The sequence below is a fragment of the Microbacterium sediminis genome, from assembly GCF_004564075.1.
Taxonomy (GTDB): domain Bacteria; phylum Actinomycetota; class Actinomycetes; order Actinomycetales; family Microbacteriaceae; genus Microbacterium; species Microbacterium sediminis.
The window spans coordinates 1,053,731-1,072,365 of record NZ_CP038256.1; the positions used below are offsets into that span (position 1 = coordinate 1,053,731).

Annotated in this window: 14 protein-coding genes, 1 tRNA gene and 1 pseudogene; 10 read left to right on the top strand and 6 right to left on the bottom strand. The window is 73.5% G+C overall.

Translation table 11 applies throughout. The annotated features are described in order from the left end of the window. Nucleotides 1-6: 6 nt before the first annotated feature. From E3O41_RS05020 to E3O41_RS05035, 4 genes are read right to left on the bottom strand one after another with little or no spacing between them, the layout of a single operon-like run. Entirely contained in the window at nucleotides 7-1,185 is a 1,179-nt protein-coding gene (locus E3O41_RS05020) for a zinc-dependent alcohol dehydrogenase (protein ID WP_135012118.1), read from the bottom strand. A gap of 27 nt (nucleotides 1,186-1,212) precedes the next feature. Then, nucleotides 1,213-2,460, bottom strand: a complete 1,248-nt coding sequence (locus E3O41_RS05025) for a cytochrome P450 (RefSeq protein WP_067028001.1) — start codon at nucleotides 2,458-2,460, stop codon at nucleotides 1,213-1,215. Beyond that, entirely contained in the window at nucleotides 2,457-3,002 is a 546-nt protein-coding gene (locus tag E3O41_RS05030; RefSeq protein ID WP_135012120.1) for a hypothetical protein, read from the bottom strand. The genes E3O41_RS05025 and E3O41_RS05030 overlap by 4 nt, the downstream gene beginning before the upstream one ends. Then, nucleotides 2,999-3,313: a hypothetical protein gene (locus E3O41_RS05035; protein WP_067027997.1), complete on the bottom strand. Its 315-nt coding sequence runs from the start codon at nucleotides 3,311-3,313 to the stop codon at nucleotides 2,999-3,001. The genes E3O41_RS05030 and E3O41_RS05035 overlap by 4 nt, the downstream gene beginning before the upstream one ends. A gap of 181 nt (nucleotides 3,314-3,494) precedes the next feature. Between E3O41_RS05035 and E3O41_RS05040 the strand changes: the two genes are divergently transcribed. The 6 genes from E3O41_RS05040 (at nucleotide 3,495) to pepN (ending at nucleotide 9,491) form a co-directional block, all read left to right on the top strand. Continuing rightward, complete coding sequence (locus tag E3O41_RS05040; protein ID WP_067027995.1) at nucleotides 3,495-4,982, top strand: FAD-dependent oxidoreductase; 1,488 nt, start codon at nucleotides 3,495-3,497, stop codon at nucleotides 4,980-4,982. Between the two features lie 78 nt (nucleotides 4,983-5,060). Further along, a complete protein-coding gene (locus tag E3O41_RS05045) occupies nucleotides 5,061-5,582 on the top strand; it encodes a flavin reductase family protein (RefSeq protein ID WP_067027993.1) in 522 nt (173 codons plus the stop codon). 59 nt (nucleotides 5,583-5,641) lie between these two features. After that, a tRNA-Met gene (locus E3O41_RS14110) sits at nucleotides 5,642-5,717 on the top strand. Between the two features lie 43 nt (nucleotides 5,718-5,760). Further along, the gene (locus tag E3O41_RS05050) at nucleotides 5,761-6,159 is read left to right on the top strand and encodes a PPOX class F420-dependent oxidoreductase (protein WP_067027991.1); all 399 of its coding nucleotides are present in this window, start codon (nucleotides 5,761-5,763) and stop codon (nucleotides 6,157-6,159) included. Nucleotides 6,160-6,173: 14 nt separating this feature from the next. Further along, entirely contained in the window at nucleotides 6,174-6,818 is a 645-nt protein-coding gene (locus tag E3O41_RS05055; RefSeq protein WP_067027989.1) for an NAD(P)-dependent oxidoreductase, read from the top strand. A 177-nt stretch (nucleotides 6,819-6,995) separates the two neighbouring features. Then, nucleotides 6,996-9,491: an aminopeptidase N gene (pepN, locus tag E3O41_RS05060; protein WP_067027988.1), complete on the top strand. Its 2,496-nt coding sequence runs from the start codon at nucleotides 6,996-6,998 to the stop codon at nucleotides 9,489-9,491. Nucleotides 9,492-9,542: 51 nt separating this feature from the next. Here pepN and E3O41_RS05065 read toward each other — a convergent pair whose 3' ends face one another. Together E3O41_RS05065 and E3O41_RS05070 are read right to left on the bottom strand one after the other, a co-directional pair. After that, nucleotides 9,543-12,548 (bottom strand): S8 family serine peptidase, encoded by a 3,006-nt coding sequence (locus E3O41_RS05065; protein ID WP_135012122.1) that lies wholly within the window; start codon nucleotides 12,546-12,548, stop codon nucleotides 9,543-9,545. A 101-nt stretch (nucleotides 12,549-12,649) separates the two neighbouring features. Further along, nucleotides 12,650-13,747 (bottom strand): LOG family protein, encoded by a 1,098-nt coding sequence (locus E3O41_RS05070; RefSeq protein ID WP_067027986.1) that lies wholly within the window; start codon nucleotides 13,745-13,747, stop codon nucleotides 12,650-12,652. Nucleotides 13,748-13,806: 59 nt separating this feature from the next. Between E3O41_RS05070 and E3O41_RS05075 the strand changes: the two genes are divergently transcribed. The 4 genes and pseudogenes from E3O41_RS05075 (at nucleotide 13,807) to ftsX (ending at nucleotide 18,577) form a co-directional block, all read left to right on the top strand. Beyond that, nucleotides 13,807-14,664 carry a sulfurtransferase gene (locus tag E3O41_RS05075; protein ID WP_205631768.1) on the top strand — a complete coding sequence of 286 codons (858 nt, stop codon included), beginning with the start codon at nucleotides 13,807-13,809 and terminating at the stop codon, nucleotides 14,662-14,664. A 92-nt stretch (nucleotides 14,665-14,756) separates the two neighbouring features. After that, nucleotides 14,757-16,160 (top strand): sugar porter family MFS transporter, encoded by a 1,404-nt coding sequence (locus tag E3O41_RS05080; RefSeq protein WP_067027979.1) that lies wholly within the window; start codon nucleotides 14,757-14,759, stop codon nucleotides 16,158-16,160. Nucleotides 16,161-16,238: 78 nt separating this feature from the next. After that, nucleotides 16,239-17,252, top strand: a pseudogene (gene ftsE / locus E3O41_RS14510) (cell division ATP-binding protein FtsE); the annotation flags it as partial. A 407-nt stretch (nucleotides 17,253-17,659) separates the two neighbouring features. Beyond that, on the top strand, nucleotides 17,660-18,577 hold the full coding sequence (ftsX, locus tag E3O41_RS05090; protein ID WP_135012124.1) for a permease-like cell division protein FtsX: 918 nt from the start codon (nucleotides 17,660-17,662) through the stop codon (nucleotides 18,575-18,577). The last annotated feature ends 58 nt before the right edge of the window (nucleotides 18,578-18,635 follow it).

Genomic DNA, 18,635 nt, shown 5'->3' on the forward strand with positions numbered 1-18,635 from the left:
GCGTCGTCACAGCGACGGATCGAGCACGACCTTGATGCATCCGTCCTCCTTCCGCTGGAAGATCCGGTACATGTCGGGCGCCTCCGAGAGCGGCACGCGATGCGTCGTCAGGTCGGTGGTGCCGAGCGGATCGGCGGGGTCCTCCACGAGCTCGACGAGCTGCGGCACCCACCGCTTGACGTTGCACTGCCCCATGCGGAGGGTGAGCTGCTTGTCGAACATGGTCTTCATCGGCAGGGGATCGGCCTCGCCGGCGTAGACGCCGCTGATCGAGACGGTGCCGCCGCGGCGGACCAGGTCGATCGCCGACAGGAGCGCCGCCGTCCGATCCAGGCCCATGTGATCCATGACGGGCCGGCTGATCGCGCCGGGCAGCGAGCCCAGCGCCAGGTGCGCGGCGTGGACCATCGGGTTCCCGTGCGCCTCCAGCCCCACCGCGTCGACGACCGCGTCGGCGCCGCGCCCGCCGGTCAGCTCCCGCACGCGCTCGGCGACCTGCTCGGGGGCGCACACGGCCACGCCGTGCCGCCGGGCCATCTCCCGCCGCTCGTGCACGGGATCGACCGCGAGCACCTCGAGGCCCTGGTGGCGGGCGATGCGCGAGGCGAACTGCCCCACGGCCCCCAGGCCGAGCACGACGAGCGTGCCGCCGTCCGGCACGTGCGCGTACTGCACGCCCTGCAGCGCGGTGGGCAGCACGTCGCTGAGGAACAGGTAGCGCTCGTCCGGCAGCTCCACGCCGACGGGGATGGTGTTGTAGTCCGCCAGCGGCACGCGCAGCAGCTCCGCCTGGCCGCCGGGCACTTGCCCGTACAGCTTGGTGTAGCCGAACAGCGCCGCGCCCGTGCCCTGCTCCGTCACCTGCGTCGTCTCGCACTGCGACTGCAGCCCGTGCCGGCACATCCAGCAGTGCCCGCAGGCGATGTTGAACGGCACCACCACCCGCTGCCCCACGCGCAGCGACGTGATCGCCGACCCCACCTCCTCGACGACGCCCATGGCCTCGTGGCCCAGGATGTCGCCGCGGTCCAGGTAGGGGCCCATCAGCTCGTACAGGTGCAGGTCGGACCCGCAGATCGCCGTCGACGTGATCCGCACGATCGCATCGGTCGGCTCCTCGATGCGCGGATCCGGCACCTCCTCCACGGACACCCTGCGGCGTCCCTTCCACGTCAGAGCTCTCATCGCGCTTCCTCGGTTCTCTCGCCTCGGTCAGGTGATCCGCACGCGGCTCATCACGAACCCGGATCGGGGCAGGGTGGGGAACCGCCGCAGGTCGACCCCGAGATCCTGCGGCGGCACGTCGTAGGTCATGCGGCGGGTGAGCAGCCGCACGGTCTCCTCGAGCAGCTCGATCGTCAGCGGCTCGCCGGGGCAGCGGTGTCCGGTCGCGTAGTCTCCCGCGCCCTGGGCGATGAGTGCATCGGCGCCGCGGGCCGCGGGGCCGCCCGCCTCGTGCCGCTCGGGCCGGAACGCGAGCGGATCGGACCAGACGGCCGGGTCGCGATGGGTGGCGAAGATGTCGAGCGCCACCATCTCGCCGGGAGCGAAGCGCTCGCCGCGCCACTCCAGCTCCCGCACGGCGCGTCCCGCGACGAGCGGGAAGAAGGGCGCCGTCCGCCGCACCTCCTGCACGAACCCGCGCAGGTGCCGCTCCTCCCCGGCGCGGAATCGCTCGGCCCATTCGGGGTGGCGGTGCAGGGCGAGCGCGGCGAAGACGACGAACCGCCCCGCGGCCACCGTGGGGCGCAGCAGGTTGATCAGCTCGATGGCGGCGACCTCGTCGCTCAGGCCGCTCCCGTCCGCGTCGCGGTGGTCCAGCAGCCGCGCGACCACCCCGTGCGCGCCGCGCCGGCGGCCGTCGCGGATGAGCCCGCGCGCCCAGCGCTCGGTGCGGCGACGGCGCCAGCGGCCCCACCAGTTGCGCGGCCCGAACCCCCCGGCGCCGTCGAGCATGGCGAGGAACTCGATCGTCCGGGCGCGGGCCGTGCGCTGGTTCAGCGGCAGATCGGCCCAGCGGCACACGGCCCGCGTGAGCACGCCGGCGACGGCGCGATGCAGCTGCACGGTGTCGCTCGCCTGCCACGTGGGCAGCGCGGCCCCCCAGTCCTCGCGCAGCGCCTCGACCAGCCGCGCGCGCCCCGGCTCGTCGAGCACGTCGAGGAAGAGGCCCTTGCGCGCGTGGTGGGCCGCGCCCGACAGCTGCTGCACGCTGCCGACGTCCTGCAGCGAGTGCAGCACCGACGGCGGCAGCGCGCCGACGCGGGTGAAGCGCTCGCCCTCGGCGAAGAACCGGGCGCCGTCGACGCCCCGCACGAGCGTCGCGGGCATGCCGCCCAGGCGCGCCCGGAAGGCGTCGGAGCCGAGCCGCTCGAAGCGGCGCGCGCCGAAGGCGTACCCGTCGGCCAGGAACCCGATCGTGCTGTCGCCCCGCAGCCGGGGAATGGCGGCCGCCGTCATCCGGTGGTCGCCAACGCGTAGATCGTGAGCATGATGCCCACGCCGACCACCGCCATCGCTCCCAGCAGCGATGCGAACAGCACGCTGCGCCGATGCCCGAGCGGCAGGGCCAGCGCGACGGCGACGAGGGCGGCGAACAGCACCACCTCGGCGACGATGCCGGCCCACGCGATCCAGCCCACGTCCGCGATCGATGCCGCGAACAGCGCGATGCACACCACGCCGAGCAGTCCCGCGGGAACGAGCCACCACACGGCCTTTCCACCGCGGCGCTCGTCGCGCGCGTCGGCCCGCGCCGAGCGACGCGGGCGCTGGATGCTGTTCACGGGGCGGGCCGCCGGGGTGCCGCCGACCTCGCGGTCTCGCGTGCGCATCGAGCCGTCGCCCTCGCGGGTTCCGACGCCGGGGATGTCGTTCTGGCTGCCCACGTTCTGGACGGGCGCGCGATCGTCGGGCGTGATGCGCGGAGCGGCGGCGGCACCGGTGTCGGCGCCGCTGCCGCCCGCGGGGATCTCCTCGCGCATGATGGCTCCGCGTCTCATCGATCCTCGGGCGAGACGTCACCCTGTCCCTCGTCGCCGAGGTCGATGAGCGCGGGATCCTCGCCCTGCGATTCCGGCTGCTCCTCCGAGCCGGGGAGGTCGTCGAAGGGGACCTCGTCCCCCTCGTCGGGGATCTCCGCCGGGTCGGCACCCGTCCCGGTCACCTCGGGGTCGAGATCGCCGTCCCATTCGCGCTGCGCGGGGTCGGCGGCCGGGTCCTGCGTGACCGACGTGTCGTTCTCGGTGAAGTTCTCGAGCGGGTCCTCCACGGCGGCCGCCCGCTCGCGCCCCTCGTCAGCTGCATTCGTCATGGCAACGTCCCCTTCCAGGTGTCGGTTCGTGCCCCCTCAGCGTGGCGCCGGGCGCGGCCGGCACGGCAGGGGGTTGATTCCTCCGCGCGCCCGTTGTAGCCCGCCCCGGCGGCGCTATCACGCACCCACCGACCGCGACAAGGGGGAGGCCGCGGCGCCGGACGTGGCGCAGGATCGGGGCATGAGCGACGCACGATCCCTCTGGCACGCGACCGCCCCGCCGATCCCCGTCGATGCCGAGCCGCCGCGCGAGAGCGAGGTCGTCGTCGCCGGCGGGGGACTGGCCGGCATCGCCACCGCGCTCGCGCTCGCCGAGCGGGGACGCCGGGTCGTCGTGCTCGAGGCCGAGCGCCTCGGCGCGCGCACCACGGGCGGCACGACCGGCAAGCTGAGCCTGCTGCAGGGCACCGTGTACGGCACCATCCGGCAGCACGCCGGCGACGAGGTGCTGCGCGCCTACCGCGCGGGCAATGCCGCGGCCCAGGAGTGGATGCGCGAGCGCCTCGCCGGCGCGCCCGGGGCGATCGAGCGGCGCGACGCCGTCACCTACGCCACGACCGACGACGGCGTGGAGGCGCTCGAGCGCGAGGCCGAGGCGCTCGACGCCGCCGGGGTCGAGGCCGAACGGCACGTCGCCGAGCGGCTCGGCCTGCCCTTCGAGGTCGCGGCCGCGCTGCGGCTGCCCGACCAGGACCAGCTGCACCCCATCCTGGCGCTCGCGGCGCTCACCGCGCGCCTGCGGCGGGCGGGCGGCATCGTCGTCGAGCGATGCCGGGTCCGCGATGCGGAGGTCGACGACGACGGCGTGCGGGTGCGCACCGACCGCGGCGAGATCCGCGCGCACCGCCTCGTGCTCGCCACGGGCACGCCGATCCTCGACCGCGGCCGCATGTCGTCGCGACTGTCGGTCTCGCGAGAGTTCGCGGCCGCGTACCGGCTTCCGGACGCGGTGCGCCCGCCCCGCGCGATGCACCTCTCGGTCGATCCCGTGCCGCGCTCGCTGCGGTCGGCGCGCGGGCTCGACGGCGAGCCGGTGCTCGTCGTCGCCGGCGACCCGTTCACGCCGGGGCGCGACGACGACACGCGCGAGCGTCTCGACGCCCTCGACCGCTGGGTGACCGAGATCTACCCGCGCGCCTGGCGGATCACGTGGTGGGCCGCGCAGGACTACCGCACCACCTCGGCGCTGCCGCACGCCGGGCCCGTGCCCGGCACCGACGAGAGGATCCTCGCCGCGACGGGGTTCGCCAAGTGGGGGATGACCAACGCGGTCGCCTCCGGGCTCGCGATCGCGGGGGTCCTCGACGACGACGAGCCGGACTGGGCGGCGCGGCTGCGCGAGCACCGCATCGGCCTGCGCGATGTCGTCGACGCGGTGGGGCTGAACGCCTCGGTGGCGGGAAACCTCGTGCGCGGCTGGGTCGCGCCGGACGACGACGGCGCCGAGGCGCGCGTGGAGCGCCGCGACGGCGACATGGTCGCGGAGGCGCGGGTGAACGGGCGCATCTGCGCCGTGTCGGCGGTGTGCACGCACCTCGGCGGCATCGTGCGGTGGAACACCGCCGAGCGCACGTGGGACTGCCCGCTGCACGGCTCGCGCTTCGCGCCGGACGGCCGCGTGATCGAGGGGCCGGCCACCGACGACCTGGCTCCCGCGACGTCACACTGAGTCACGCGGGGCCCCGGCGCGCCCCGACCCGCGCGCGAGGACGTACGGTCGATGTATGCGCACGAACGAGATGTCCCGATGAGCGTCGAGCTGGGCGATCGCTTCAAGGCGGTCTTCCGCGAGCACCCGGCGGCCGTCACCCTGCTGACGGCGCTGACCCCGCGCGGCCCCGTGGGGCTGACGGCGTCGAGCCTCGCCTCGGTGGCCGCGGATCCGCCCGCGGTGTCGTTCTCGGTGACGCGCGCGACGGGCTCGGCCGGCGGCATCCTCGCCGCCCCGGAGCTGTCGATCCATCTGCTCGGCGCCCAGCACGCCGCCACGGCGCTGGCGTTCTCGCGCTCGGGCGAGGAGCGCTTCACCGCCGCGCAGGGCTGGGAGTGGGACGCGGAGGGGCGCCCCGTGCTGCCCGACGCGCGCGCCCGGCTGCGCTGCCGCATCATCGACACGCTGCGCGTGGCCGACTCGTCGCTCGTCGTCGCCGAGGTCCTCGACATCGTGATCGGCCCGCCCGCGCCGCCGCTCGTGTACCGCGATCGCACCTTCCACGCCTTCGACGTCGCCGCCGGCGTGCTCGACCCCACGCAGCCGCAGCACCGCTGAGGTCAAGGTTCGTCACATCGGCGGAAGCGTCGCCGGCCCGGGTTAGCGTGAAAGGGCCTCGCGGCGGTCCGGGCGGTCCCGGGCACCGGCTCATAACCGGGTGCGTGGCGGGTTCGACTCCCGTCGCCGCGTCCAGTTTTCGGGAACACGCGCGCGCGAGACGTGGTTGCATGAGGGCATGACCGCTCTCGACCGCGTCCCCGACGCCTACCGCCGCCTGCTCGAGCTCCCGCTCTACGGCCACCTCGGCACGATCCGGCCGAACGACACCGTCCAGGTGAACCCGATGTGGTTCGAGTTCGACGGGGAGCACGTGCGCTTCACGCACACCACGTTCCGGCAGAAGTACCGCAACCTGCAGCACAACCCCTCGATGTCGCTGTCGATCACCGATCCCGACAACCCGCTGCAGTACCTCGAGGTCGCCGGCCGTCTCGTCGACGTCGTGCCCGATCCCGAGGGTGCGTTCTACGTGCGGCTGCAGAACCGCTACGGCAACCCGAGCCAGACCCCGCCGAAGGACTCGCCGGATCGCGTGATCCTCGTGATGTCCATCGAGCGGACCACCCACCAGTGAATGGAGAGCACCACATGACCCGCATCGCCGTCATCGGAGGCACCGGCTACGCCGGCGGCCACATCGTCCGCACCGCCGCGGACCGAGGTCACGAGGTGATCTCGTACAGCCGCACGCTGCCCGAGACGCCCGCGCCCGGTGTCGAGTACCGCGAGGCCGACTTCACCGACGCCGAGGCCGCGCGCGCGATCGTCGCCGACGCCGATGTCGTGATCGTGTGCGCCGCCCCGCGCGGCGACATGGAGGGTCGCGTCGAGGGCGCCGTCGCGCAGCTCGCCGCGCTCGCGGCCGAGGCCGGGGTGCGCCTGGGCGTGATCGGCGGCGCCGGTTCGCTGCTCGTGTCCGAGGGTGGCCCGCGCGTGATGGACGGCCCCGACTTCCCCGCGGCGATCCTGCCCGAGGCGCAGGAGGCCGGCCGTATGCTCGACGCGCTGCGCGCCGACGACAGCGGGCTGGACTGGTTCTACGTCAGCCCCGCGGCGGGCTTCGGCTCGTTCGCGCCGGGCGAGCCGCGCGGCACCTACCGCGTGGGCGGCGACGTGCTGCTCGTCGACGAGGCGGGTGAGTCGTTCGTCTCGGGCGCCGACTTCGCGACGGCCCTCGTGGACGAGATCCAGGAGCCGGCGCACCGCCGCCAGCGCTTCACCGTCGCGTACTGATCCCCACAGCGCGGAGCGATCCCTCGGGTCGCTCCGCGCTGGCATGTCCGAGCCGAGGGCATTCGCCCGACGCGAGGGCGATTCGCGCGATCTGGTCGTCTCTCGGGCGATACCCCTCGGCTCGGAACGGAACTTACCCCCGCCGGAGCGGCGCGGATCACCTGAGACGATGGAGGCATGACCGATCCGAACGCCTCCGCCAACCTGACGCGCGAGGAGACCGCCGCCCGCGCCGCCTCGATCACGCTCCACGAGGTGCACGTCTCGCTCGATCTGACCGAGGCGAAGGACCCGGAGCGCTCGGGCTTCCCGACCGCGAGCACGTTCTTCCTCGAGGCGGCGACGCCCGAGACGTGGGTCGACTTCCTCGGCGAGGACGTCGTGGCGGTCACGGTGAACGGCGCGGACATCCCGGTGGACTGGGACGGCGCGCGCGTGCGGATCACGGGCCTGGAGCCCGGGCGCCGCAATGTCGTGCAGGTGCGCGCGGTCGGCGCCTACAGCCGCTCGGGCGAGGGGCTGCACCGCTTCGTCGACCCGGCCGACGGCGAGACGTATCTCTACACGCAGTTCGAGCCGGCCGATTCGCGGCGGCTCATGCCGGTGTTCGAGCAGCCCGACATGAAGGCGCGGTGGCAGTTCAGCGTCGCGGCCCCGCGGGAGTGGATCGTGCTGTCGAACCAGTCGATCGCGCACCACACCAGCGACGACGCGCAGTACCCGCTCTTCCACGAGACGCTGCCGATCTCGTCGTACATCACGGCCATCGCCGCGGGCCCGTACCACCGCGCGGAGGGGGAGTGGACCCGCGGCGACCAGACCGTGCCGCTCGGCGTGCTGTGCCGCGCGTCGCTGGCCGAGCACCTCGACGCCGACGAGATTCTCGAGATCACCCGGCAGGGCCTGGACTTCTTCACCGACGCGTTCGGGTACCCGTACCCGTGGGGAAAGTACGACCAGATCTTCGTGCCGGAGTACAACCTCGGCGCGATGGAGAACCCCGGGCTCGTGACCTTCACCGAGGCGTACGTGTTCCGCGGCGCCGCCACCGACGCGCAGCGCGAGGCGCGGGCCAACACGATCCTGCACGAGATGGCGCACATGTGGTTCGGCGACCTCGTGACGATGCGCTGGTGGGACGATCTGTGGCTCAAGGAGTCGTTCGCCGACTACATGGGATCGCACGCCTCGGTCGCCGCGACGCGCTTCGCCGACGCGTGGGCGTCGTTCGCGAACCGCCGCAAGGCCTGGGCGTACCAGCAGGATCAGCTGCCGACGACCCACCCGATCGTCGCCGACATCCCGGATCTCGAGGCCGCGAAGCTCAATTTCGACGGGATCACCTACGCCAAGGGCGCCTCGGTGCTCAAGCAGCTCGTCGCGTTCGTGGGCGAGGAGGCGTTCTTCGCCGGGGCGCGGGCGTACTTCCGGGCGCACGCGTTCGGCAACACCACGCTCGACGACCTGCTCGCGGCGCTGGGGGAGGCCTCGGGCCGGGACGTGCGGGCATGGTCGCGCGCGTGGCTCGAGACCACCGGCATGTCGACGCTCTCGCTCGAGGACGGCGCGCTCGTGCAGACCGATCCGCGCCCCCACCGCCTGCGCGTGGGCCTGTTCGATCTGACCGAGGGCCGCCTGGAGCGCCGCGAGTCGGTCGAGCTCGACATCGCGGCCGCGCGGACGCCGGTCGATCTGCGGGGCGCCGACCTCACCCTGATCAACGACGGCGACCTCACCTACGCGAAGGCCCGGCTGGACGCCCGGTCGCTCGCCACCGTGGAGGAGGCGCTGAGCGGGCTGGGCGACACCCTCGCCCGCGGCCTCGTCTGGTCGCAGCTGTGGAACGCCACGCGCGACGCCGAGCTGTCGCCGCAGCGCTACCTCGCGATCGTCGCCCGCCACGCCCCGCGCGAGACGAACGCGGCCCTCCTCGCGGGCGCGATCGCGAACGCCGCCTACACGGTGAACCATTACCTGCCGGAGCACGAGCTCGCCGGCGCCCGCGCCGCGTGGCTGGAGACGGCCTGGCGGGCGATGATCGACGCGACGCCGGGCAGCGACGCGCAGCTGGCCTGGGCGCGCGCCGTCGGCCACGCCGCCGCGTACGCCGACGGGCGCGCCGCCGAGCTGCGGGCGATCCTCGGCGGCGACGCTCCCGCGCCCGAGGGCCTCCGGCTTGACCCCGATCTGCGCTGGGCGTGGATGCAGGGCCTCGCGGCGTCGGGGGCCGTCGACGCCGACGCCATCGAGGCCGAGCGGCGCCGCGACGACACGATGTCGGGCCGCACGGCGGCCATCGAGGCGCTGGCGGCCCGGCCCGACGCCGACGTCCGCGCCGCCGCCTGGCGCGCGGCGTGGGACGACGCGACCCTCAGCAACGATCACCTCGGCGCGACGATCGCCGGCTTCCGCGCCGGCGGCCGCCGCGACCTCATCGCGGGCTTCGACGCGGAGTACTTCGAGCGGATCCTGCCCACCTGGCGCACGCGATCGATCGAGATCGCCCGCCGCCTCGTGGCCGGGATGTTCCCGGCATCCGACTCCACCGACGCCGCCGACGCCTGGCTCGAGGCGCACGCCCACGCGCCGGCGTCGCTGCGCCGCATCGTGATCGAGCAGCGCGACCACCTCGCCCGCGACCTCCGGGTGCGCGCCGCGGCCTCCCGACCGTAGGGCGTCGGAAGGGGCCGCCCGGGAGATCCCGGACGGCCCCTCGCGCGGTGGTTACTCGGCCGTGACCGTCACCAGGGTGCGGATCGACGAGTCGCCGTAGCGGACCGAGCCGTAGTATGTCGCGCCCGGCTCCAGGCCGCTCCAGCTCACGTTGAACGTCGCGTCCTGGCCGTTGACGACGGGCAGCGGGTTCGGCGCGGCCTCGAGGCCCTCGCCCGGCGAGGCGACGGCGGCATCGAGCGTCCACGTGAACGGGTCCTCGTACGCGTAGACGTGCGCCTCGACGAGGTACGTGCCGGCCGTCGGGGCCGTGAGCACGACCTCCTCATCGGCCGATCCGGTGGCCGACTGCCACATCTCGTAGTAGCGCCAGTCGGTGTCGCTCACCACCCGGTACACGAACAGGTCGAGGTCCGAGGCGGCGTCGTCCGACGAGTCCTGCACGAAGCGCGCCAGGTCGGCGCCCTCCGGCACGGTCACGAGCGCGTACGAGTGACCGTCCTCGGCCGCGCCGGTGGTCTCGTCGCCGTCGATCAGGCGCTCGGCCTTGGCCAGGCCCGCGGTGTGCAGCGCGAGGTCGCCGGTCACGCCCGAGGTGATGCCCACCTCGAGCGATCCCTCGGTGCCCGTGCCGGTGACCTCGGCCGGAGCCGTGGCCGTGACCGGGTAGACCGCGATCGGCGAGCGGACGTCGTTCGTGCCGCCCGTCCAGGTGAGGAACCCGGTCGTCCACTGCTCCGCGGGGGCGTCGGCCTTGGCGAAGGTGACCGTGAACGTCGCGCTCTCGCCGTCGGCGAGGGTCACGGTCGACGGCTCGACGGTGACGTCGATGCCCGGGACCTCGGCGGTGGCGGTGTAGGTGCCGGCCTCGGTCGCGGTGATCGTGCGGGTGATCGTCTCGGGCGCCGACAGCGAGCCGATGCCGATGGAGGCGAGGTTCAGGTCGCTCGGCGCGACGAGGTCCTCCTCCGGGAGTCCGAAGTTCGCCAGGCCGAGGCCCTGCAGGTACCCGGCCCAGTCGATCGGGCCGCTGCTGTAGACCAGCGACGGCTCGAACATCTTGGTCGGGTCGACGTGCCCGGCGCCCTGCGCGAACGGATCGGTGTTCGGCGAGCCGTCGCCGTTCACGGTGTCGTACGCGGTCGTCATCAGCGCCGATTTGATGTCGGCCGGCGCCATCGTCGGGTGCTCGCCCAGGTAGAGGGCGCCGAGACCGGCGACATGCGGCGACGCCATCGAGGTGCCCGAGAGGATGCCCCACGTGGGGGCCTCCTTGCTGCCGTTGGTCGTGGCGGCGAGGATCGCGACACCGGGCGCCGAGACGTCCGGCTTGATGACGTCGTTGGTCTCGGCGTTCATCGGGCCGCGGCTCGAGAAGCCGGCCACCTGCGGGGTGGGCGTGACGACGTCGGTGATGTTGTCGCTGTGCAGCGTCGCCACCGGTGCGGCGGCGTCGCGGGAGTAGGCGACGATCGCCGCGCGGTACTCGGCGGCGACGTGCACGGTCGGCACCGAGTGGAAGTCGTTGTCGAGCGACTCGCCGGGGGCGACGTTCGTCAGGATCGCGCCGATGCCGCCGGACTCGGCGACCTCCTGCGACTTCTCCACGCGCGCGTTGCTGCCGCGGTCGCAGATGACGATCTTGCCGGCCGCGGCCGCGTCGTCGACGCTGCCGAGCAGGCACAGGGCGGCGTCGGAGGCCGCGGCACCGGCGGCGGGGATGTCGCCCGCGTACACCACGTCGCCCGTGACGGTCTGTCCGTCCGGCACCGAGACGGTCACGCCGGGGGCGGTGAACCCGTCGCCCAGCTCGACCGTGCCCTCCCACGTGGGGATCGTCGACGCGGCCACCGTGGTGTACCACGGCGAGGCGTGATCGGCGGTGGCGGCACCGGGACCGGAGTTGCCGGCGCTCACGGCGACGAACACGCCGGCCGCGGCCGCGTTGTAGAACGAGATGTCCTCGGGGCTGAGCACGGTCGTGGCCGAGCCGCCGCCGATGGAGTAGTTGATCACGTCGACGCCGTCGCGCACCGCGGTATCGATCGCCGCGGTGAGGTCGCTGAGCGCGCAGCCGTCGTCATCGGTGGTCGACGGGTCGGGCCCGTTCCAGCACGCCTTGTAGGCGGCGATCTTCGCCGCCGGGGCCACGCCCGTGATGGCGCCGAAGTCCACGCCCGAGACGGTCGCGTCCACGCCGAAGTTGCCGGCGGCCGTGCTCGCGGTGTGCGAGCCGTGGCCGTCGCCGTCGCGCGGCGAGAGGTAGTCGTCGTCGGTCACGGCCTCGAAGCCCTCGCCGAACCACTGCGCGCCGATGATCTTGGTGGAGTAGTCGTGCTTGTCCCACTCCTCGCCGGTCACGATCGTGCTGCGGAACTCGCCGCCGTCGGCCTTGGGGAACACGATCTCGGTTCCGGTCGTGTACGGCTCACCCGCGGGGGTCTGCTTCTGCTTCTTGAGCTTCTCGCCGGCGAACGAGGGGTTCTCGGGAGCGATGCCGGTGTCGACCACCCCGACCACGATGCCCTCGCCCGCAGTCTCGACGCCGCCCGTGGCCTCCCACACGCCGCCGCTGCCGTCGGCCGATCCCAGGCCGAGGAACTCGGTCGACGGCACCGCATCGACCGTGCGGATCTCGTCGGGGAAGACGCCCAGCACGGTCTTGTCGGCGCGCAGGGTCGCGACCTGCTCGGCCGTCAGCTCCGCGGCGAAGCCGTTGGCCGTCACCTGGTAGGTGGTGTCGGGCGTGACACCGATCTCGTCGGCGACCTGCTGCTGCTTCTTCTCGAGGTGCTCGATGTACTTCTGCGCGTTCTTGGTGTGAGCGTCGAGCTTGTTGCCCTTCGCCGGCTTGGTCGCCTCGATCCCGGGGACACCGCCGTCGTACGTCGCGAGCGCGTCCTCCGCGAACAGCACGATGTAGCGGCCGTCCTCGGCGGTGACGGGCGCGATGGGCTTCACCTCCTCCACGGCGGCATGACCGGCCAGGGCCGAGGTCGCGGTGAGCGCGAGGGCGAGCGTGAGCGCCGCCGCCGCGCGCGGGAGAGGTCGTGTCATCGGTGCCTCCTGCGGAAAGGGAATGCGGGCGTGATCGCCGGCACAGTGGCGCCGAATCTAGCTCACAGGTGTGACACAGATCGACACATCGGCGGGTACCCTCACCGGGTATCCCCGGGGAGAGCGACGATCGCGGCCGCCTCGTCCACCGTGTCGACGAGGTGGATGTGTGCCTCCATCGGCCGCCCCTGGGCGAGCGCGCGCAGCAGCGGCCAGGCCGGCAGCGTCTCGGTCCAGTGCCGCCGCCCGACCAGGACCATCGGGGCGATCCGGTCCTCGGTGGCGTAGTAGTTCTCGCAGGCGTCCTGGAAGATCTCCTGCACCGTCCCGCCCGCGCCGGGGAGGAACACGATGCCCGCGCCGCACAGCTCGAGCAGGATCGCCTCGCGCAGTGCGTTGCGGAAGTACTTCGCGATCGCCGTGGCGAACAGGTTGGGCGGCTCGTGGCCGTAGTGCCACGTGGGCACGCCGAGCGACTCGACGGCGCCGGGGAAGCGCTCGCGCACGGCGCGCGCCGTGTCGACCCAGGCGTCGGCCGAGGGGTGATACGACGGGGCCGGGGCGAGCATCGCGATCGCCTCGGCCAGGTCCGCCTCGGGGCGATCCGCCAGGCGCGCACCGAGGTTGACGGCCTCCATGGCGCCGGGCCCGCCGCCGGTGGCGACCGTCGCGGTGCCGCCCAGCAGGCGCCCGAGCCGCGCCGCGTCGGCGTAGTCCGGCTCGCCGCGGCGCAGCGCGTGCCCGCCCATCACGCCCACGAGCCGCCGGCCGCGCGCCCAGCGGTCCAGCGCGGCGTCGATGCCCTCGTCGTGCAGCGCCCGCGCCAGCGCGGCGTCGGGGGAGGTGCGCTCGTGCTGCCAGGCGTAGGCGCGGGCATCGAGCGTGCGGGCGTACGGCGTGGTGTCGTACAGCTCCTCCGCGGTGTAGAGCGCGTCGCGGTGCGGGTCGATCGGCGTCTCGCGCACCGACGGCAGGATGAGCGCTCCGCGCAGGGCGTGGTGCTCGGCGTCGTCGCCGGCGAACGCGCACCCGGCGAAGGTCGTGCGCGAGGTGTCGCAGCGCCGCAGCCGATCGGAGTGCCCGCGCAGGTCCAGGCCGACGAGCCGCCAGCCGTGCAGGCGGCGCGCGCCGGCGTCGAGGCGCCGGTCGAGCTCCGCGAGCGACTCGACCGTGATGATCCGTCCCCGTGTCGGCCTCATGCGCCCATCCTGCCGCAGCCATCGCGCGGTGCCGGGTCGGCCCGGCGTAGGCTCGCCGCGTGACCTCTTCGATCCTCATCACCGTCGACGAGCTGGCCGCCGCGCTGGCGGGGCCCGTCCCGCCGGCCGTGCTCGATGTCCGGTGGGTGCTGGGCCGCACCGACGGCCGGGAGCGCTACGCCGAGGCGCACATTCCGGGCGCCGTCTACGTCGACCTCGATGCCGAGCTGTCGGGCCCGCCGTCGGCGGCGGAGGGCCGCCACCCGCTGCCGACCGAGGCGGCGCTGCAGGAGGCCGCCCGCCGATGGGGCGTCCGCGCGGATCGGCCGGTCGTCGTCTACGACGGAGGCGGCAACTACGCCGCCGCCCGCGCGTGGTGGCTGCTGCGCCACGGCGGGCTCGCCGACGTGCGGATCCTCGACGGCGCGCTGCCGGCATGGATCGCGGCCGGGCACGCCACCGCGGCGGGGGAGGAGACGCCCGAACCGGGCGACGTCGAGATCCGCTTCGGCGCGCTGCCGGTGCTCGGCATCGACGACGTGGCCGGCTTCGAGGGGGCGCTGATCGACGCGCGGGCCCCCGAGCGGTACCGCGGCGAGACCGAGCCGATCGATCCGGTCGCCGGCCACATCCCGGGCGCGCTGAACCTGCCCTCGACCGGCAACGTCGATGAGCGCGGCTTCTTCCACGCGCCCGAGACGCTGCGGGCGCGCTTCGAGCCCGCCGCGGCGCACGATGCGCGGATCGCCGCCTACTGCGGCAGCGGCGTGTTCGCCTCGCACGCGGTCGCGGCTCTCGCGATCGCCGGGCACGAGGCCGCACTGTACCCGGGATCGTGGAGCCAGTGGTCGAACGACCCCTCGCGGCCCGTCGCCACGGGCGACGCCGACGACGAGCGGATCACGCCCGGGGTCTGATCCGCGCCCGGCGCGCGGCGGGCTATCGCGCCGTGCGCGGCCGCCGTTAGGGTCGACAGGGGGCCCACGAGGGGCGCCCGGAAGGGGGCGACATGACGGACGCAGGCCTGAGCCGGATCTCGGGGCGGGTGATCGGGATCGCGATCGCCGCCGCGCTCGGCGGCTTCCTCTTCGGGTACGACACCTCGGTGATCAACGGCGCGGTCGACGCGCTCGCTGCCGACTTCGACCTCGGCGCGGGCCTGAAGGGCTTCTCGGTCTCGATCGCGCTGCTCGGCGCCGCGCTGGGTGCCTGGTTCGCCGGCTCCATCGCCAACCGCTGGGGCCGCGTGCCCGTCATGCTGCTGGCCGCGGTGCTGTTCTTCGTGTCGTCGATCCTCTCGGGCCTCGCGTTCAGCGTGTGGGACCTCATGATCTGGCGCGCCGTCGGCGGCATCGGCGTCGGCGCCGCCTCGGTGATCGCCCCCGCGTACATCGCGGAGGTCTCGCCCGCGCGCATCCGCGGTCGCCTCGGCTCGCTGCAGCAGCTCGCGATCGTGCTCGGCATCTTCGCCGCGCTGCTGACCAACGCGCTGCTGGCCGCCACCTCGGGCGGGGCGGCCGAGACGTTCTGGCTCGGCATCGAGACGTGGCGGTGGATGTTCATCGCCGAGGCCGTCCCCGCGGTGGTCTACGGCGTGATGTCGCTGCGGCTGCCCGAATCGCCCCGCTACCTCGTGCGCAAGGGCGACTACGACAAGGCGTCGCAGGTGCTGCTCGACTTCAGCGGCGAGCCCGACGTGAACCTCAAGATCCAGCAGATCAAGGACTCGCTCAATCTCGAGAAGCGCGAGTCGATGGCCGACCTCCTCGGCCCGGCGCTGGGCCTCAAGCCCATCGTGTGGGTGGGCGTGCTGCTGAGCGTGTTCCAGCAGTTCGTCGGGATCAACGTCATCTTCTACTACTCCACGACGCTGTGGCGCTCGGTCGGCTTCGACGAGAACAGCGCGCTGCTGACGAGCGTGATCACGTCGGTGACGAACATCGTCGTGACGATCGTCGCGATCCTGCTCGTGGACCGGGTCGGCCGCAAGGCGCTGCTGCTGGCGGGCTCGGTGCTCATGACGATCTCGCTGGGCGTGATGGCGCTGGCGTTCTCGTTCGCCACCACGGCCGCCGACGGATCGGTGGCGCTCGAGGGTGCGTGGTCGATCATCGCCCTCATCGCGGCGAACCTCTTCGTGGTCGGCTTCGGCACCACGTGGGGCCCGGTCGTGTGGGTGCTGCTGGGCGAGATGTTCCCCAACCGCATCCGCGCCAGCGCCCTGGCCGTGGCGGCCGCGGCGCAGTGGGTGGCGAACTTCGCGATCTCGACGACCTTCCCGTGGCTCAGCGGCATCTCGCTCACCCTCGCCTACGGGCTCTATGCGGCGTTCTCGGCGCTGTCGTTCTTCTTCGTCTGGCGCCGGGTGCGCGAGACCAAGGGCATGGAGCTCGAGTCGATGGACGACCGCTGAGATTCATCCCCGGGCAGTCGGCGCGCCGGGGGTGTCGCTGGAGGCCTGCCGCGGGGGCGTGCTTACCCTGGGTAGGCCATGATCCGGTTCGAGCACGTCACCAAGCGCTATAAGGGAACGGCGTCTCCCGCACTCGACGACGTCTCGTTCGAGGTCCAACGCGGGGAGTTCGTCTTCCTCGTCGGCGCCTCCGGATCGGGAAAGTCGTCGTGTCTGCGGCTGATCCTCCGCGAGGGGGTGCCGTCGTCGGGGCAGATCGTCGTGCTCGGGCGCGACACCAAGAGCCTCTCCAACCGGCGCACCCCGTACTTCCGCCGCCACATCGGCTCGGTGTTCCAGGACTTCCGGCTGCTGCCGTCGAAGAACGTCTTCCAGAACGTCGCGTTCACGCTGCAGGTGATCGGCGCGTCGCGCGCCATGATCAAGCAGGCCGTGCCGGAGGCGCTCGGACGCGTGGGCCTGCAGGGCATGGAGAAGCGCATGCCGCACGAGCTGTCGGGCGGTGAGCAGCAGCGCGTCGCGATCGCCCGCGCGCTCGTGAACCGGCCGCAGCTGCTGCTCGCCGACGAGCCCACGGGAAACCTCGACCCCGGCACCTCGACCGACATCATGGAGCTGCTCGCGTCGATCAACGCGTCGGGCACGACGATCGTCATGGCCACGCACGAGGCCGCCTTCGTCGACCGCATGCAGCGTCGCGTGATCGAGCTCTCGGGCGGCCGCCTCGTGCGCGACGAACGCCACGGCGGCTACGGCGACACGTCGGTGATCCAGCGCCTCGAGCCCGAGATCGAGAAGGGCGCGGCCGCCGTCGCCGCCCTCACGGCCGTGCTCGAGGTGCAGCGCGAGGTGCAGGGCCGCCTCGACGCCACCGGCCGCGCCGATGTCGCGCCGCGTCCCGAGACGGCCGCGCCTGCCGCGCCGCCCGCTTCCGCCCGCGACGCCGCGATCCCGCCCGCGACGGAGCCTGCGCGGCCCGCCGCACCCGAGCCCGCGCGGCCGGCGAACGAGCCGGCTCAGCCCGCGAGCGAGCCGGCGCAGCGCGACGTGCCGCCCGTCGCGCCCCCTGTGCCGCCCGTCGCGCCGCCGGTGCCGCCGGCTGCGGCCCCGCGCCCCGAGCCCGCGCGGCCCGCGAACGAGCCGGCTCGGCCCGCGAGCGAGCCGGCGCAGCGCGACGCGCCGCCTGTGGCGCCCCCGGTGCCGCCCGTCGCGCCGCCGGTGCCGCCGGCTGCGGCCTCGCGCCCCGAGCCCGCGTCGCCGCGGCCGGAGCCCGCGCCGCGCCCGGAGCCCGAGGAGCGCCCGGCCGCCAGCCGGTTCGCGCCGCCCGCGGCCCCCGTGAGCGAGCCCGAGTCGGACACCGACGATCCGCTGCCGCCCGACGTTCGCCGCGCCCGCCCGCGGCCGGTCTCGGAGCAGGCGGAGCACGTGGAGGAGCTCAGCTTCGCCGAGCGCCTGGGCCTGCGGCGCGATGACGACGACGAGGAAGTGGGGCCGACGGCATGAGGCTCGGGCTCATCATGGGCGAGGTCCTCACCGGCCTGCGCCGCAACGCGTCGATGGTGGTGTCGGTCGTGCTCGTCACGTTCGTGTCGCTCACGTTCGTCGGCGCCGCGATCCTCATGCAGTCGCAGATCGGCACGATGCGCGAGTACTTCCAGGACCGCGCGCAGATCGAGATCTACATGTGCTCGTCGCTGCCGGTCTCCGACACGTGCACGGGCGGTGTGGCGACCGAGGAGCAGGTCGCGGCGGTCGAGGCGGAGCTGACCTCCGACACGCTCTCGCCGGTCATCCAGCGCTTCACCTACAGCTCGCCCGCCGAGGAGTACGCCTCGTTCGTCGAGAACTTCCCCGATCAGGCGGACCTGCTCACCGAGGAGCAGACCAACGGCATGTTCCGCGTGACGCTCGTGAACCCCGAGGATCCCCGCCAGGCCGACGTGATCGCCGAGGCGTTCTCGGGCGTGGCCGGCGTCGAGCTCGTCAGCAACCAGATCGAGCACCTCGAGCCGCTGTTCGCCGCGCTGACGATCGCCACCTACATCGCGGTCGGCATCGCCGCGCTCATGCTCATCTCGGCCGTGCTGCTCATCGGCACCACCATCCGCCTGTCCGCCTACGCGCGGCGCCGCGAGGTCGGCATCATGCGGCTCGTGGGCGCGTCGAACCGCTTCATCCAGACGCCGTTCGTGCTCGAGGGCGTCGTGGCGGCCTTCCTCGGCGCACTACTCGCCAGCGGCGCGGTGATCGCGATGGTGCACTTCGGCGTGAACGGCTACCTCGCCACGAACATGGCCACGGTGCCGTGGGTGGGCATGGGCGACGCGTTCATCGTGGTGCCCGTCATCATCGCGATCGGGGTGATCCTCGCCGCCGTCTCGGCCGGCTTCGCCATCCGCCGCTGGCTGCACGCCTGACGCGTTCGTCGGATCGGCCCGCCACGGGGTAAGGTGAAAGGCTGTTCTGCCGAGACCC